A 14,755-nucleotide genomic window follows, 5' to 3' on the forward strand; every position below is an offset into this window, starting at 1 on the left:
ACAAACAATTAAACAATAAAAATAAAATGAAGAAGTTAATTTTAGGCTTAACAGTTTTAGTTGCATTTGCATCTTGTCAAGAACAACAAAAAATTGCATTCATAGATAACGGTAAAGTTATTAATGAATATCAAATGAAAATAGATATTGAAGATAAATTCAAACTTAAAGACGAAGCTTTTAAAGCGAGAATGGATAGTATTGGTAAAGCTTTTCAGGCCGAAGCTCAAGCGTTTCAAGCAAAAGAGCAAACCTTATCTGCAAAAGCAAGACAAGAGATGTACCAAAGTCTAACTCAAAAACAACAAGGTTTACAACAACAATTTCAATACGAGCAGCAACAAATGCAACAAATGTTTAGTGTAGAAATGGATTCTGTAATTTCTAAAGTAAATACGTTTGTTAGTGATTATGGTAAAAAGAACGGTTATACATACATTTTAGGTAAAAATGAAGCTGGAAGCGTTATGTACGGAAGTGAGACTAATGATATTTCTGAAGCGGTAACTACAGCAATTAATGCTGCCTATAATGCTAAAGATTCTAAAAAAGAAGCAACAGAAACAGCTGAAGAGGTTAAATAAAAATAAAAAAAAGTATTTTTTTTAAAAGCCAAGCCTAAGACGCTTGGCTTTTTTTATGTAGTAAACGTGTTAATTTAATAGATAAATCGGTAAGCACAATTTTAGAGTTTCCGTTACGCTCAATATGGTAAATGGCATCTTGTAATTCGTCTGAAATTTCTAAAATATTTGAATCGTGAACAAAAGGAGCAAAATTTTCAAGTTTAAAGTTGTCTGATTTTGGCTCTAAATACACTAATTCGTCAGCTTTATAATTTAGTAATAAAGCTTGTCTAAAATAGTTTAAGCAAAAGCTTAAAAACTTCTTTTGCGTTTCACGTCCTGTTTTGGCAATTTCTTCGGACCATGAAATTAAATCGTGAATAGCTGCCTTATTTCCTCTAGCTTTAAAAGCAGAACGTACCCAGAGTACAAACCATTTTTCAAACTGAATATCTTCACTATCTTGATAAATTAAATCACAAGCTTTGTTATAGTTACCATTGGCTTGATGTGCAATTTTAGTTGCAACTGACTGCTCAATATGATAGTTTTTAATTAAAGCTTCAGAAATCGCTTCTTCTGCTAAAGGAGGAAAATGTAAAATCTGACAACGCGATCTAATGGTGTTAATGATCTGTTCTTCGTCTTCAGCAATGAGAATAAAGATTGTTTTTTCTGGTGGCTCTTCAATTAATTTTAATAATTTATTGGCACTAGATGTGTGCATTCTTTCAGCCATCCAAATTATCATGACCTTGTATCCGCCTTCATAAGACTTTAGTGTTAAGGATTTTACAATCTCTAAAGCTTCGTCAACACCAATTTGTCCTTGTTTATTGTCTACGCCTAAAAGTTTGTACCAATCAAAGAGGTTTCCATAAGGTTGCTGTTCTAAAAGTTGTCTCCATTCTTCGAGATAATATTTAGAAACCGGTTTGCTTTTTACTTTATCACTAGTTGTTACAGGAAAAGCAAAATGTAAATCGGGATGCGAATAATTCTTAAATTTTAAATTACAAGAGTCGTTTCCTCCTGTATTTTCACCGTTCTTGTTACTACATAGTATATACTGTGCATAAGCTAAAGCCATTGGTAACGTGCCAGAACCCTCTGGACCAACAAATAATTGCGCGTGTGCAATCCTACCAGCATCAACACTTGTAGTAAGGTGATTTTTTATGTGTTTTTGACCTAAAACTTCTGAAAATAACATAAAGCAAAACTATATAAAAAAATTATGTTTCTAATCTTTATATTTGTGTTTCAAAATTTATAAAATGAAGACACTAAACGATTTTAATTTTCAAAATAAAAAAGCATTAATCAGAGTAGATTTTAATGTGCCATTAAATGATGATTTCGAAGTAACAGATGCTACTAGAATTGTATCTGCAAAGCCTACAATTATTAAAATTTTAGAAGATGGCGGAAGTTGTGTTTTAATGTCGCATTTAGGGCGTCCAAAAGGTGTTCAAGAAGAGTTTTCTCTAAAACACATTATTCCAAAAATTGAAGATGTATTAGGAGTTGAAGTCAAATTTGCTAGCAACTGTGTTGGCGCAGAAGCAGAAGAAAAAGCAAAAGCTTTAGAACCAGGTGAAATATTATTACTTGAAAATTTACGTTTTCACGAAGAAGAGAAAGAAGGTAATAGAGATTTTGCAGAACAATTATCTAGATTAGGTGATATTTATGTAAATGATGCGTTTGGTACAGCACACAGAGCACATGCTTCTACAACAATTGTTGCTGAGTTTTTTCCAGAAAATAAATGTTTTGGAAGTCTTTTGGCTCAAGAAATAGAGAGTATTAAAAAAGTTTTAGAAGATGGTGAAAAACCTGTTTTAGCAGTTCTTGGAGGTGCAAAAGTATCTTCAAAAATTACAGTTATAGAGAACATATTAGATAAAGTAGATCATTTAATCATTGGAGGTGGAATGACATTTACTTTTATTAAAGCACAAGGTGGAAAAATTGGAGATTCCATTTGTGAAGATGATAAAATGGAATTAGCCTTAGATATTTTAAAACAAGCCGAAGCTAAAGGTGTAAAAATTCACTTACCAGTAGACGTCGTTGCTGCAGATGCATTTAGTGATACTGCAAACACACAAATTTGTGATGTAAAAGCTATTCCTGATGGATGGCAAGGTTTAGATGCTGGTCCAAAATCTATAGAAAATTTTGATGCCGTTGTAAACCAATGTAAAACGATTCTTTGGAATGGTCCTTTAGGTGTTTTTGAATTACAAAGTTTTGCTAATGGTACAATTGAACTTGGAAACTCCATAGCAAATGCAACTAAAAATGGAGCGTTTTCTTTAGTTGGCGGAGGTGATTCTGTAGCTGCTGTAAAACAGTTTGGTTTCGAAAATAAAGTTAGCTATGTTAGTACAGGTGGAGGAGCAATGCTAGAAAGCCTTGAAGGTAAAACCTTACCTGGAATAGCTGCTATATTAGATTAGTAGTAAAAAAACACTATTTTTAGCAGTTCCAGCGTTTATGATACGCTGAGCTTTTACGAATTAATTTTTCAATGTATATTGAAACGAGCTTGTTCAAAATTTTATCAGTTAGAGCACAGATAGAATATGAACAGTGTTTAACCATTCAAAAACATAAGATATAAACATATGACATTAAAAACGTTTTTATTAGCTTGTTTATGCTTGTCTGTTTGTAGTGGATATTCCCAAACTAAAACTGATAGTATTTCAAAAAAGTCGTCTGACGTTGTTTCAAATAAAGATTCGGTTATAGATGGTAAGCTTTTCGCTTCTGAAAAAAAGATTGACGTAGAAGTTGATACATTAGGAGTTAAAAATCTTAAAGATTTACCTCAGGTTGCAGAACTCGATAAAAAATGGTTAGATGAACTGTATAATAACTCTCTTTTTGATACCATATATAAATCGGTTACAGAGTTAGAGTATGAGCTTGTTTATTATCCAGAACTTTCTACAGATACTTTAAAAGCAAGATTAGAGCGGCTTAATGCGCGAACACCTTTTAATGTAGAATACAATCCATCATTAGAAAGTGTGATTAAAAGTTATCTTAAGCATAGACGGAATTCTTTGGAACGTTTAATGGGTTTAAGTCATTTTTATTTTCCAATGTTTGAGCAAGAATTTGACAATCAAAATATACCTTTAGAGATGAAGTATTTGGCGATTGTAGAATCAGCTTTAAAACCAAGAGCACGTTCACGAGTTGGAGCAACAGGTATTTGGCAGTTTATGTATGGCACCGGAAAGGAGCATGATTTAAATGTAAGCAGTTATGTAGATGATCGTAGCGATCCTATAAAATCTACAAAAGCAGCTGCAGAATATTTAAATAGAGTGTATCGTATTTTTAACGATTGGGATTTGGCTTTAGCCGCATATAATTCGGGACCCGGAAATGTAAATAAAGCCATTAGACGTTCTGGAGGATCTAAAAATTATTGGAATATTCGTCAGAATTTACCAAGAGAAACGGCAGGTTATGTACCAGCGTTTTTAGCAACAATGTATATTTTTGAATATGCAAAAGAACATGGTTTTAAGCCTGAACGTCCTGCATTTCAGCTAATTCAAACCGATACAGTACACGTGAAACAAATGATTTCTTTAAATCATGTTTCTGAAGCTACAGGAATTAAAATTGAAGAATTACAGTTTTTAAACCCGGCTTATAAATTAGATATAATCCCTAAAGTTAAAGGTAAGACATATGCTTTAAGATTGCCTAGAGAAGCAATAGGGACTTTTGTCACTAATGAAGATAAAATATACGCTTTTGCTAATGCCGAATTTAATCAGCGTGAAAAACCATTACCAGAAATTGTTAGTGATGACACTAAAATTAGATATCGTGTTCAAAATGGAGATTATCTAGGTAAAATTGCAAGAAAATATGGCGTTAGAGTTAGCCAATTAAAACAATGGAATGGTCTAAGAAGTAATAACCTTAAAATAGGGCAACGATTAACTATTTATCCTAGAAATCATGGTGCTTCAAGCAGTTCAAAGCCTGTAAAAAAAGTTGTTAATACAGCAGGAAAACAAACTTACAAAGTAAAGTCTGGAGATTCACTTTGGACCATTGCACAAAAATTTTCAGGAGTTTCTGTTCAAAATATTAAAGATTGGAACGATATTAGTGGTAATAAACTCAAGATAGGAATGACACTCGTTGTGTCTAAATAAAAACCAACAAAAACTTAAGCTTATGAGAGCGTTTTATACCGTGTTCTTTTGTGCGTTGCTATTAGCGTGTGGAGATTCAAAAAAAGAGGATAAACAATTGTACTTACCCGCTTCTAATGGGAATTTAAACACAATTTCTGTTGTTGTAGATAATATCTTATGGGAAGATAAAGTAGGGGAAAGCATAAGACATATTTTTGCTGCACCCTTAAATGGTTTACCTACAGAGGAACCAATGTTTAACATGAAACAAATTCCAACTCAGGTATTTGATGGTTTCGCAGCACGAAGTAGAATTGTACTTAAAATTGAAAAAGGCGATGTTGAAGCAACAACTAAAATTGTGAATAATGCCTATGCTAAATCACAAACTGTTGCTGTTGTTGCTGGTAAAACAGATAATGATATTATTGCGCAATTACAGGAAAATAAAGCTAAAATAATTGATGCATTTAATAAAGAAGAAGTAAAAGAGAAGCTAAGAAGAATTAACTTGTCATTATTGGAAGATAAAGACATGGAAAATACGTTTGGAATAACTATAGATATGCCTTCAGCTTATAAAATTGGTAAAGCAGACGATGATTTCTTTTGGATTAGAAAAAGTCTTAGTAATACCAAAACCATAGATTTAATGGTTTATGAAGTGCCTATGGAAACGATTTCTAAAGGAGATAGTACAATTATAGATATTATAAAAATGCGTGATAACATTACAAAAACTAAAATACCAGGAGAAGATGGTATTTATATGGCTGTAGAAGATGCTTACGCTCCTTCAATGTTCAAAACTATTATTGATAATAAACCCGCTTACGAAGTAAGAGGTATGTGGGAAATGAAAGGTTTTACAATGGCAGGACCTTTTATTACATATGCTATTGAAGATAAAATAAACAATCGTTATTTAGTTGCAGATGGCTATGTATATGCACCGTCATTACCAAAACGAGACTATATTTTTGAGCTAGAAGCTATGATTAAATCAATCACTATTAAGTAACAAAAAAGCCAACTTTTTAAAGTTGGCTTTTTTTATGTTTCTTGTTTTGAGGTCTCTATTCTTTATCGTCAGCAGACTCGTCTTTGTTTGCTTTTTTAAATTCTTTTAAACCACTACCTAAACCTTTCATTAGTTCAGGAATCTTTTTACCACCAAATAGTAATAAAACAACTACAGCAATTAGAATTACTTGAGGCCATCCAATCATTAAAGGTATAATGCTTAAACTCATAACTTATAATTTAGACCGCAAAGTTAGTAATTATAGTTTAATTATAGCGTTGTTCATTCTATTTTAACTTTGAGCTTATAATAAAGGCAAATGAGTGTTTTATTATTGTTATTATTATGTTATAATAAGCTTAGCTAACTTTAATATTTTATCATGGCGCTATTTAAGTATTTTAACTAATTTTGTTTTAATGGCAAAGAATAAAAAAAAGGAAAAGAAATTCACTAAAAAGTTACTTCACAAGTATCGTTTGGTCATACTAAATGAAGACACTTTTGAGGAGCGTTTTGCTATAAAGCTAACACGTCTCAACGTTTTTATTTTAACATCGCTTTCTGCTATATCACTCGTATTTTTCACGGTTTTATTAATTGCATTCACACCTTTAAGAGAATATATTCCAGGATATTCCTCTGCTAAGCTAAAAAAGAAAGCAACCATGTTAAATTATAAAACCGATTCTTTGGTACAAGAATTAGAGTTAAACAAACGCTATTATGCCTCTATAAGAAAAGTACTCACAGGAGATGTTGCTACTTTAGAATTTAATAGAGATTCAGTTATAGAAGCAGCTAAAAATGATCTTGATATTTTACAAGTACCTACAAATAGGGAAGATTCGTTGTTAAGAGAAAAAGTTGCTAAAGAAGATAAGTATAATTTGTTTGAAGTTTCTGGAGATCAGTCTAATTATGTGTTGTTTCCGCCAGTAAATGGTACCATTTCAGAAGGTTATAATTTAGAAGAAAAACATTATGCGGTAGATGTTGTTGTTGCAGTTAATACTCCTGTAAAAGCAACAGCAGATGGCACTGTTATTTTTGCAGAATGGACGGTAGAAACGGGCTATGTGGTCATTATAGAACATAATAGAGAGTTAATCTCTGTTTATAAGCACAACTCAGCAATTACAAAAGCTCAAGGAGATATTGTAAAATCTGGAGAAGTTATTGCCATGTCTGGTAATGCTGGTGAATTAACCACAGGACCACACCTTCATTTTGAGCTTTGGAGTAAAGGTTACCCAGTAAACCCAACTAACTTTATTAATTTCGAATAATGGCATCATTAAAAGCTGCGCTTTCAAAACCCTTTGCTAAATACGTCGCAAAGCGAATTAAAAAATGGTCATCTAAGCCTGTTGAAACGCAACAAAACGTTTTTCAAAATTTAATTGCTCAGGCCAAGCAAACGGCTTTTGGAAAAGACCATAATTTTAGTGCTATAGCTACTTATGAAGATTTTCAAGCTAATGTTCCTATTAGAGATTATGAAGAATTAAAGCCTTATGTAGAACGTGTTGTTAGTGGTGAAGAAGATGTTCTGTGGAAGGGTAAACCTATTTACTTTGCTAAAACTTCAGGAACAACCTCTGGAGCTAAATATATTCCAATTACAAAAGAAAGTATGCCAACGCATGTTGAAGCCGCTAGAAATGCGATTTTAATGTATATCTATGAAACAGGACATTCTAAATTTGTAGATGGCAAAATGATTTTTCTTCAAGGCAGTCCTATTTTAGAAGAAAAGAATGGTATAAAACTGGGGAGATTATCAGGGATTGTAGCGCATTATGTACCTAAATATCTTCAAAAAAATAGAATGCCAAGTTTAGAAACGAATTGTATTGATGATTGGGAAACTAAAGTTGAAGCTATTGTAGATGAGACCATAAATGAAGATATGAGTATCATTTCGGGAATTCCGTCTTGGGTACAAATGTATTTTGAAAAACTGATTGAAAAGTCAGGTAAAAATGTTGGAGATCTCTTTAAAAACTTTAATCTTTTCATTTTTGGAGGTGTCAATTATGAGCCTTATCGCGCAAAATTTGAAAACTTAATAGGAAGAAAAGTAGATAGTATAGAATTGTATCCCGCAAGTGAAGGTTTTTTCGCTTTTCAAGATAAACAGAATGAACGAGGTATGTTACTTCAATTAAATTCAGGTATATTTTATGAGTTTGTTGAAGCAGAACATTTTTTTGAAGATAATCCTAAACGGATCACTATTGGAGAAGTAAAGTTAAATGTAAATTATGTAATGATTATTTCTACTACAGCAGGACTTTGGGCATACAATATTGGAGACACTGTAGAGTTTACATCATTAAAACCCTATCGCGTGATTGTAAGTGGACGCATAAAACATTTTATTTCAGCATTTGGAGAGCATGTTATAGGAAAAGAAGTAGAGCAAGCTTTAAAAGAAGCTACAGCAAATACATCGATATCTGTAAATGAGTTTACGGTTGCACCTCAAATAAATCCAGAGGAAGGCTTACCATATCACGAATGGTTAATTGAGTTTGAAAATGAACCAGAAAATTTGCAAGATTTTATTATAGCTTTAGAGCAGTCTTTACAACAACAAAACAGTTATTATTTAGATTTAATTGAAGGAAAGGTGCTTAGACCTTTAAAAATCACTAAAATTGTGACTAACGGATTTCAGACGTATATGAAATCTATTGGGAAATTAGGAGGGCAAAATAAAATCCCTAGACTTTCTAACGATAGAAAGATAGCAGACATGATGTATCAACTAAATTTAGCGAAATAACGCTATATTTGTAGGTTAAAATAGAGTATGAGTACAACTAAGAAAAAACACGAAAGAACTAGAGCACAAGAAAGTTCTAGCGCTATAGAACGCATGTATATTACAATGCGTCACCTTTTTAATAGAGGATTTTATAAACCTATGGGTGTTTCTGGAGAAACATTACGAGAAGCGTTATTGCTTTTGCGTCCAGAAATATATGGTTCTATTGGGGATGAAAAAGCAGAGTTAGAGGGTTTGCTTTATGTTGTAGACCGCTTACCACAAGGTATTGAAGAGTGTACGTTTATCAATCTTACCAGTGATGAAGGTTATGCTAATTCGCATTTTAAAGCTATAATTCCACCTAAAAGAAGGCGTAATTGCTATCGTATAGATAATGAGCAAATGAATATCGAAATCACGAGAGGTCGCTCTGAGATTTATGATATTTTAACGCATCTTACGTTTTTGTTTGTAGAGTCTCATAAAATCAGTAAACGCGTTATTATCGATGAAGATGGTTCTACAGTTAGAGACTGGCAAAAACTAGAAAATGCTGTTAACTCTACTAAGAAACTAACCCAAAAAGAACGCGAAATTGCCATTACACATACCGCTAATATATTAGGTAGAACGTTTAATGAATTAACAGAAGCGTATCCAAAATTTGCTACTGAAAATCAACCAGAACGTTTATTACAAATTGTATATTGGTTGGGTAAATTGGCCATAGAAGAAACCATTAATAACAATAAGCGTACAATAACCTTTAGTCCTGTTTTAAGAGAACGATTAGGACACCATATTCACGGAGAAATTTGGGCAGATACGATTAAAGCTACGTTACACAAAAACGGTTTGTTAGAGCGCCCAATTCATATCATTAGTGCTAATATGCACAGTGTAATGAATTCCTTATTTGCTAAAGGAGCACTTAAGGGCGCTGATGCTAAAAAAGACATTTTTCAAACTTATGAAGCTTTAAGTGATTCTAAAAATTCTGCATTACGCAATAAAGTAGAAAAATCTGCGTTGCAGAACGGCATGATTTATATAAAAGACACGTCTGGAACCAACATAGATGTTCAAATTTTTGATACGGATAAAATTGATTTTTCTAAATCAGAATTTAAATACTTAGAAGAGGTAAAGGATAATAAAGCTGTAATATTTGTAATGGATTATGCTTTTGGAGAGCAAGCTTATGAGACTTTAGATGAGTTTTTAAAACCTATAAAAGTTGATGATAAAAATGTACACTTAGATGTGAAGTCTATTTCAATAATGGGAAAAGCGGGCATTTTAGAAGGAGGTAAAGGTGATGTTATGATTCCTAATGCACATATTTTTGAAGGTACAGCAGATAATTATCCCTTTAAAAATGAGTTGAGTAAGGATGATTTATCAGATTGTGGCGTTTCTGTTTATGAAGGTACAATGGTTACCGTTTTGGGAACTTCACTTCAAAATAAAGAGATTTTAAAATTCTTTAAAAAATCAACATGGAATGTTATTGGTTTAGAGATGGAAGGTGCACATTACCAAAAAGCAATACAAGCAGCTTCTAGAGTAAGAGGAAGCATTAATGAAGATGTAAAGGTAAGATATGCTTACTACGCTAGTGATAATCCATTAGAAACTGGTGGCACATTAGCCTCTGGAGGGTTAGGAACTTCTGGTGTAAAACCAACTTACGTGATTACAAAAAAAATACTAGAACAAATATTTAATTCATAACCAATGAGTGAAAAATTACCACAACAAAACGATAGTGAAGAGATAGATTTAGGACAATTTTTTAGTGCTATAGGAAATTTATTTCAAAGATTATTTAATTTTATAGGTAGCATATTCAAGGGGATTTTTTCTGCTATTATCTACACAATAAAGCCTCTTGTAGTACATTTTAAAGTGGTTGTAGTTATATTAACAGTAACGGTAATACTAGGTTACATTTATGAAAAGACAAATGATCCTGTTTATTATTCAGAGATGTTGGTAAAACCGTACTTTGATTCTAAATATCAATTATCTAGTAATATCAATTATTTTAATGCATTAATTAGTTCTAAAAACGTAAAAGAATTGTCTAGTATTTTTGAAATAGACACTCTAAGCGCTAAAGAATTAATAGGTTTTGATTTAGAAGCTGGTCCTGAGACGCAAAATGATTTATTTATTGAATATGATGAATATATTAAGTCTATTGATACATCTCTTGTAGATGAACTTACTTATAAAGATTATATAGATAAAAGAGATTTTATGTCAGGAAGAGTATTTGCTATAAAAGCAAAATCGAATGATATCTCTATTTTTCCAAGACTACAAGAAGGGTTTAGAAAGACTTTTGAGAATGAGTTTTCAAAGCATCAAAAGCGTGTAAGAGACACAATGGCCTATATAGATCGTTTATCTTTAACAACAGAATTATCACGTTTAGATAGCATTCAAAAAACATATTTGGCAGCGATAAGAGAGGAATCTAAAAATAGAAATCTAGTTTTTGGAACAGGAAGTATGCTTCCGCTTCAAGAAGAGAAAAGAGCGACTAAAGAATATGAGCTGTTTTTAAGAGAGCAAGGGATACGATATAAGTTAAATGAATTAAACCGAACGATAGCAGAGGAAAATACTTTTTTCGATATCCTAGCACCTTTTGATAAATTAGGGAAAAAAGATAAGAGTTTTGAGTACAGTTATCGTCTTTTATTTCCTGCGATAGCTTTAGTTCTTTTTACCCTATGGTTTTTAGTATTAAAAGCATTCAAATATATTAAAGATTATGAATAAAACAGTTTTAATAACAGGTGGAGCGGGCTTTATAGGATCTAATTTTATAGTCTATTTTTTAGAACGTTATAAAAACATTAAAGTTGTTAATTTAGATAAGCTCACTTATGCAGGTGAGCTTTCTAATTTAGAAAAACTAGAAGGAAATAGTAATTACGAGTTTATTAAAGGAGATATTTGCGATACAACGCTTGTAAACGATCTTTTTGTTAAACATCAATTTACTGATGTTATTCATTTTGCAGCAGAATCTCATGTAGATAATTCTATAAAACATCCAGATGCCTTTATTAATACTAATGTTTATGGCACTTTTAATTTATTAAATATAGCCAAAAACCATTGGATGGATGCTCCTTTTTCATTTAAAAAGGCATGCGAAACTAATAGATTTCATCATATTTCTACAGATGAGGTCTATGGTACTTTAGGTGAAACAGGTTTGTTTACAGAGGACACGCCTTATGCGCCTAATAGTCCGTATAGCGCTTCAAAAGCATCGTCTGATTTTATTGTAAGAAGCTATTTTCATACCTACGGAATGAATGTTGTAACCACTAACTGCAGTAATAATTATGGTCCAAAACAACACGATGAAAAGCTTATACCAACCATTATTAGAAAAGCCTTGAATAGCGAACCTATTCCAATCTATGGTGATGGAAAGAATATTAGAGATTGGTTGTATGTAGAAGATCATTGTAAAGGAATAGATATAGCGTTTCAGAATGGTAAAGCTGGAGAAACCTATAATATTGGTGGGAAAAATGAACGCGATAACTTATATATAGCACATAAAATTTGTGATATTTTAGACGATTTAAAACCCAAAAACAAAGCCTATTCGGAACAAATTACCTTTGTAAAGGACAGGCCAGGACATGATTTTAGGTATGCTATTGATGCCTCTAAAATTGAAACAGAATTAGGTTGGCAAGCTGATGAAAATTTTGAAACAGGAATCGTTAAAACCATTGAGTGGTACTTAAATAAATATAAAAACGAATAGAATTAGTACTCAGTTTTTTAAACTGAATGGTAATTTTTCAAAAATACACTGAGGATGAAAGGAATAATTTTAGCAGGAGGATCTGGTACAAGATTGCATCCATTAACTTTGGCGGTAAGTAAGCAGTTAATGCCTATTTATGATAAACCCATGATTTATTATCCTATTTCTACTTTGATGTGGTCTGGTATAAAGGATATTTTAATTATTTCTACACCTCAAGATTTACCTTTATTTAAAAAGCTGTTAGGAGATGGAAAGTCCTATGGTTGTAATTTTGAGTATGCCGTTCAAGAGTCACCAAACGGATTAGCAGAAGCCTTTATTATTGGAGAAGAATTTATTGGAGACGATAAGGTGGCGTTAATTCTTGGTGATAATATTTTTTATGGTACGGGTTTAGCAGATTTATTGCAACAAAATAATAATCCAGATGGAGGTATTATTTACGCTTATCATGTGCACGATCCCGAACGATACGGAGTTGTAGAGTTTGATGAAAATGACATAGCTGTTTCTATTGAAGAGAAGCCAAAAAAACCAAAATCAAATTATGCGGTTCCAGGTATTTATTTTTATGATAACTCAGTTGTAGACATCGCTAAAAATATAAAGCCTAGTAAACGTGGAGAATTAGAGATAACAGATGTTAATAAAACCTATTTAACCCAAGGAAAATTAAAAGTTAGTGTATTAGATAAAGGCACAGCGTGGCTAGATACAGGTACCTTTAAATCTTTAATGCAAGCATCTCAATTTGTACAAGTTATAGAAGAACGTCAAGGTTTAAAGATAGGGTCGATAGAAGAAGCCGCATATAGCATGGGTTATATTGATAAAAAACAATTTATAAAAGTGGTGAAACCATTAACAAAAAGTGGTTATGGAAAACACTTATTAAGTTTAGTCTCAGAATAAAATGATTGTAAAAGAAACCAAATTAAAAGGGTGTTTTATAATAGAACCTCAAGTATTTTCCGATAAACGTGGTTATTTTGTTGAAAATTACAACCAAAAAGCCTTTAATAAGGCGCTAGGTTTAGATATTAATTTCGTTCAAGATAATGAGTCAAAATCTTCAAAAGGAGTGCTTAGAGGCCTGCATTATCAATTAGGCGAGTATGCGCAAGCCAAATTAGTAAGAGTTGTTAAAGGTGCTGTATTAGATATTGCGGTAGATCTCAGAGAAGGTTCTAAAACGTTTGGGGAACATATTTCTATAGAGCTTTCAGAAAACAATAAAACCCAATTATTTGTACCAAGAGGTTTTGGACATGGTTTTATTGTTTTAGAAGATGAAACCATTTTTAGCTACAAATGTGATAATTACTATCATAAAGCATCAGAAGCTGGCGTCATATATAATGATAAAGATTTAAATATCAATTGGCAACTGCCTAGTTCAGATTTTATACTTTCAGAAAAAGACCTCATATTACCGATTTTAAAAGACGCTAAATTATGACACATGTACTTGTGACTGCGAAAGACGGTCAATTAGGACAATGCTTTCAAAGTTTGGCTGTTGAACATCCCAATATTCAATTTGTTTTTAAATCGTCATCTGATTTAGATATTACAAACACAGCCAATATCGAAGATGCACTTAAAGACCATACGTTTGACTATTGTATTAATTGTGCCGCTTATACAGCTGTAGATAAGGCCGAAGAAGCAATAGAGTTAGCAGATAAGGTAAATCATATAGGAGCAAAGCTATTAGCAGAATCTTGTAAGAAATTTAATGTCACTTTAATTCATGTCTCTACAGATTTTGTGTTTGATGGTAAAGCAACAGTACCGTATTTAGAAGATGATATTACGAATCCCTTGGGTGTGTATGGTAAAACGAAATTAGCAGGAGAACAAGCCATTTCTAATGTATTGGAAAACTATTTTATAATTAGAACATCGTGGTTGTACTCAGAATATGGTAATAATTTTTTAAAAACCATGTTGAGGTTATCTAAAGAGCGCAATGAAATAGGTGTTGTAGGTGACCAAGTAGGAAGTCCAACTTACGCAAGAGATTTAGCAGATATGATTCTAAGACTTATTGAGTCTAAAAATACTAGCTATGGTGTCTATCATTACAGTAATAAAGGTGTGGTAAGTTGGTATGATTTTGCTAAAGAAATTTTTAAACTAAGTGATAGCTCTATTACACTCAATAAAATTGAAACGAAAGATTACCCAACTCCCGCTGTACGACCTAAGTATAGTGTATTACATACTGAAAGAATAAGTAAACTATTAGATCTTAAAATTCCGAATTGGAAAGTTAGTTTAACACAAGCCATTTCTAATCTTTAACTGATTACAAAATATTTGATAAAAAATAATTGAGGAGCTTAATAACAAATTAAAGCTATTCATTATTTTATAATTATTAAGATTAGTATTATTGTATTCTTT

Annotated in this window: 14 protein-coding genes; 12 read left to right on the top strand and 2 right to left on the bottom strand. The window is 32.0% G+C overall.

The genetic code is table 11. The features are described from left to right. Window positions 1-26 precede the first annotated feature (26 nt). On the top strand, window positions 27-584 hold the full coding sequence (locus tag ACN5J3_RS12595; RefSeq protein ID WP_334468622.1) for an OmpH family outer membrane protein: 558 nt from the start codon (window positions 27-29) through the stop codon (window positions 582-584). A gap of 34 nt (window positions 585-618) precedes the next feature. Here the strand turns inward: ACN5J3_RS12595 and ACN5J3_RS12600 are convergent, their stop codons facing one another. Beyond that, the gene (locus tag ACN5J3_RS12600; RefSeq protein WP_334468624.1) at window positions 619-1,779 is read right to left on the bottom strand and encodes a DNA polymerase III subunit delta'; all 1,161 of its coding nucleotides are present in this window, start codon (window positions 1,777-1,779) and stop codon (window positions 619-621) included. Between the two features lie 64 nt (window positions 1,780-1,843). Between ACN5J3_RS12600 and ACN5J3_RS12605 the strand changes: the two genes are divergently transcribed. From ACN5J3_RS12605 to ACN5J3_RS12615, 3 genes are all read left to right on the top strand, one after another. Next, entirely contained in the window at window positions 1,844-3,031 is a 1,188-nt protein-coding gene (locus tag ACN5J3_RS12605) for a phosphoglycerate kinase (RefSeq protein WP_215926398.1), read from the top strand. 168 nt (window positions 3,032-3,199) lie between these two features. Continuing rightward, window positions 3,200-4,759, top strand: a complete 1,560-nt coding sequence (locus ACN5J3_RS12610) for a LysM peptidoglycan-binding domain-containing protein (RefSeq protein WP_418511973.1) — start codon at window positions 3,200-3,202, stop codon at window positions 4,757-4,759. Window positions 4,760-4,781: 22 nt separating this feature from the next. After that, window positions 4,782-5,762, top strand: coding sequence for a DUF4837 family protein (locus ACN5J3_RS12615; protein ID WP_418511975.1), 981 nt, complete (start codon window positions 4,782-4,784; stop codon window positions 5,760-5,762). 55 nt (window positions 5,763-5,817) lie between these two features. Here ACN5J3_RS12615 and ACN5J3_RS12620 read toward each other — a convergent pair whose 3' ends face one another. Further along, window positions 5,818-5,994: a twin-arginine translocase TatA/TatE family subunit gene (locus ACN5J3_RS12620; protein ID WP_215926404.1), complete on the bottom strand. Its 177-nt coding sequence runs from the start codon at window positions 5,992-5,994 to the stop codon at window positions 5,818-5,820. A 190-nt stretch (window positions 5,995-6,184) separates the two neighbouring features. On the opposite strand from ACN5J3_RS12620, the gene ACN5J3_RS12625 reads away from it, so the two are divergent. Genes ACN5J3_RS12625 through rfbD form a run of 8 tightly spaced genes read left to right on the top strand, consistent with a single transcriptional unit; the run spans window position 6,185 to window position 14,653 of the window. Next, entirely contained in the window at window positions 6,185-7,054 is an 870-nt protein-coding gene (locus ACN5J3_RS12625) for a M23 family metallopeptidase (protein WP_215926406.1), read from the top strand. Beyond that, window positions 7,054-8,556: a GH3 auxin-responsive promoter family protein gene (locus ACN5J3_RS12630; protein WP_344715573.1), complete on the top strand. Its 1,503-nt coding sequence runs from the start codon at window positions 7,054-7,056 to the stop codon at window positions 8,554-8,556. Before ACN5J3_RS12625 ends, ACN5J3_RS12630 begins: the two co-directional genes overlap by 1 nt. 27 nt (window positions 8,557-8,583) lie before the next feature. Continuing rightward, a complete protein-coding gene (locus ACN5J3_RS12635) occupies window positions 8,584-10,275 on the top strand; it encodes a DUF6909 family protein (RefSeq protein WP_215926410.1) in 1,692 nt (563 codons plus the stop codon). A 3-nt stretch (window positions 10,276-10,278) separates the two neighbouring features. Continuing rightward, window positions 10,279-11,331 (top strand): hypothetical protein, encoded by a 1,053-nt coding sequence (locus ACN5J3_RS12640; RefSeq protein ID WP_344715575.1) that lies wholly within the window; start codon window positions 10,279-10,281, stop codon window positions 11,329-11,331. Further along, complete coding sequence (gene rfbB / locus ACN5J3_RS12645) at window positions 11,324-12,340, top strand: dTDP-glucose 4,6-dehydratase (protein WP_344715578.1); 1,017 nt, start codon at window positions 11,324-11,326, stop codon at window positions 12,338-12,340. Before ACN5J3_RS12640 ends, rfbB begins: the two co-directional genes overlap by 8 nt. Before the next feature lie 54 nt (window positions 12,341-12,394). Beyond that, a complete protein-coding gene (gene rfbA / locus ACN5J3_RS12650) occupies window positions 12,395-13,258 on the top strand; it encodes a glucose-1-phosphate thymidylyltransferase RfbA (protein WP_334468643.1) in 864 nt (287 codons plus the stop codon). Window position 13,259: 1 nt separating this feature from the next. Beyond that, entirely contained in the window at window positions 13,260-13,805 is a 546-nt protein-coding gene (gene rfbC / locus ACN5J3_RS12655) for a dTDP-4-dehydrorhamnose 3,5-epimerase (RefSeq protein WP_418511977.1), read from the top strand. Then, window positions 13,802-14,653: a dTDP-4-dehydrorhamnose reductase gene (rfbD, locus tag ACN5J3_RS12660; RefSeq protein ID WP_418511978.1), complete on the top strand. Its 852-nt coding sequence runs from the start codon at window positions 13,802-13,804 to the stop codon at window positions 14,651-14,653. Before rfbC ends, rfbD begins: the two co-directional genes overlap by 4 nt. Window positions 14,654-14,755 lie beyond the last annotated feature (102 nt).

Source organism: Corallibacter sp., assembly GCF_048381695.1.
Taxonomy (GTDB): domain Bacteria; phylum Bacteroidota; class Bacteroidia; order Flavobacteriales; family Flavobacteriaceae; genus Corallibacter; species Corallibacter vietnamensis.

What these genes read in the sequence shown, in the direction of transcription:
- ACN5J3_RS12605 (WP_215926398.1), top strand. Translation starts at nt 1,844, where the DNA reads ATGAAGACACTAAACGATTTTAATTTTCAAAATAAAAAAGCATTAATC.
- ACN5J3_RS12630 (WP_344715573.1), top strand. Translation starts at nt 7,054, where the DNA reads ATGGCATCATTAAAAGCTGCGCTTTCAAAACCCTTTGCTAAATACGTC.
- rfbB (WP_344715578.1), top strand. Translation starts at nt 11,324, where the DNA reads ATGAATAAAACAGTTTTAATAACAGGTGGAGCGGGCTTTATAGGATCT.
- ACN5J3_RS12640 (WP_344715575.1), top strand. Translation starts at nt 10,279, where the DNA reads ATGAGTGAAAAATTACCACAACAAAACGATAGTGAAGAGATAGATTTA.
- ACN5J3_RS12600 (WP_334468624.1), bottom strand. Translation starts at nt 1,779, where the DNA reads ATGTTATTTTCAGAAGTTTTAGGTCAAAAACACATAAAAAATCACCTT.
- ACN5J3_RS12595 (WP_334468622.1), top strand. Translation starts at nt 27, where the DNA reads ATGAAGAAGTTAATTTTAGGCTTAACAGTTTTAGTTGCATTTGCATCT.
- ACN5J3_RS12625 (WP_215926406.1), top strand. Translation starts at nt 6,185, where the DNA reads ATGGCAAAGAATAAAAAAAAGGAAAAGAAATTCACTAAAAAGTTACTT.
- rfbD (WP_418511978.1), top strand. Translation starts at nt 13,802, where the DNA reads ATGACACATGTACTTGTGACTGCGAAAGACGGTCAATTAGGACAATGC.
- rfbA (WP_334468643.1), top strand. Translation starts at nt 12,395, where the DNA reads ATGAAAGGAATAATTTTAGCAGGAGGATCTGGTACAAGATTGCATCCA.
- ACN5J3_RS12615 (WP_418511975.1), top strand. Translation starts at nt 4,782, where the DNA reads ATGAGAGCGTTTTATACCGTGTTCTTTTGTGCGTTGCTATTAGCGTGT.
- ACN5J3_RS12635 (WP_215926410.1), top strand. Translation starts at nt 8,584, where the DNA reads ATGAGTACAACTAAGAAAAAACACGAAAGAACTAGAGCACAAGAAAGT.
- rfbC (WP_418511977.1), top strand. Translation starts at nt 13,260, where the DNA reads ATGATTGTAAAAGAAACCAAATTAAAAGGGTGTTTTATAATAGAACCT.
- ACN5J3_RS12610 (WP_418511973.1), top strand. Translation starts at nt 3,200, where the DNA reads ATGACATTAAAAACGTTTTTATTAGCTTGTTTATGCTTGTCTGTTTGT.
- ACN5J3_RS12620 (WP_215926404.1), bottom strand. Translation starts at nt 5,994, where the DNA reads ATGAGTTTAAGCATTATACCTTTAATGATTGGATGGCCTCAAGTAATT.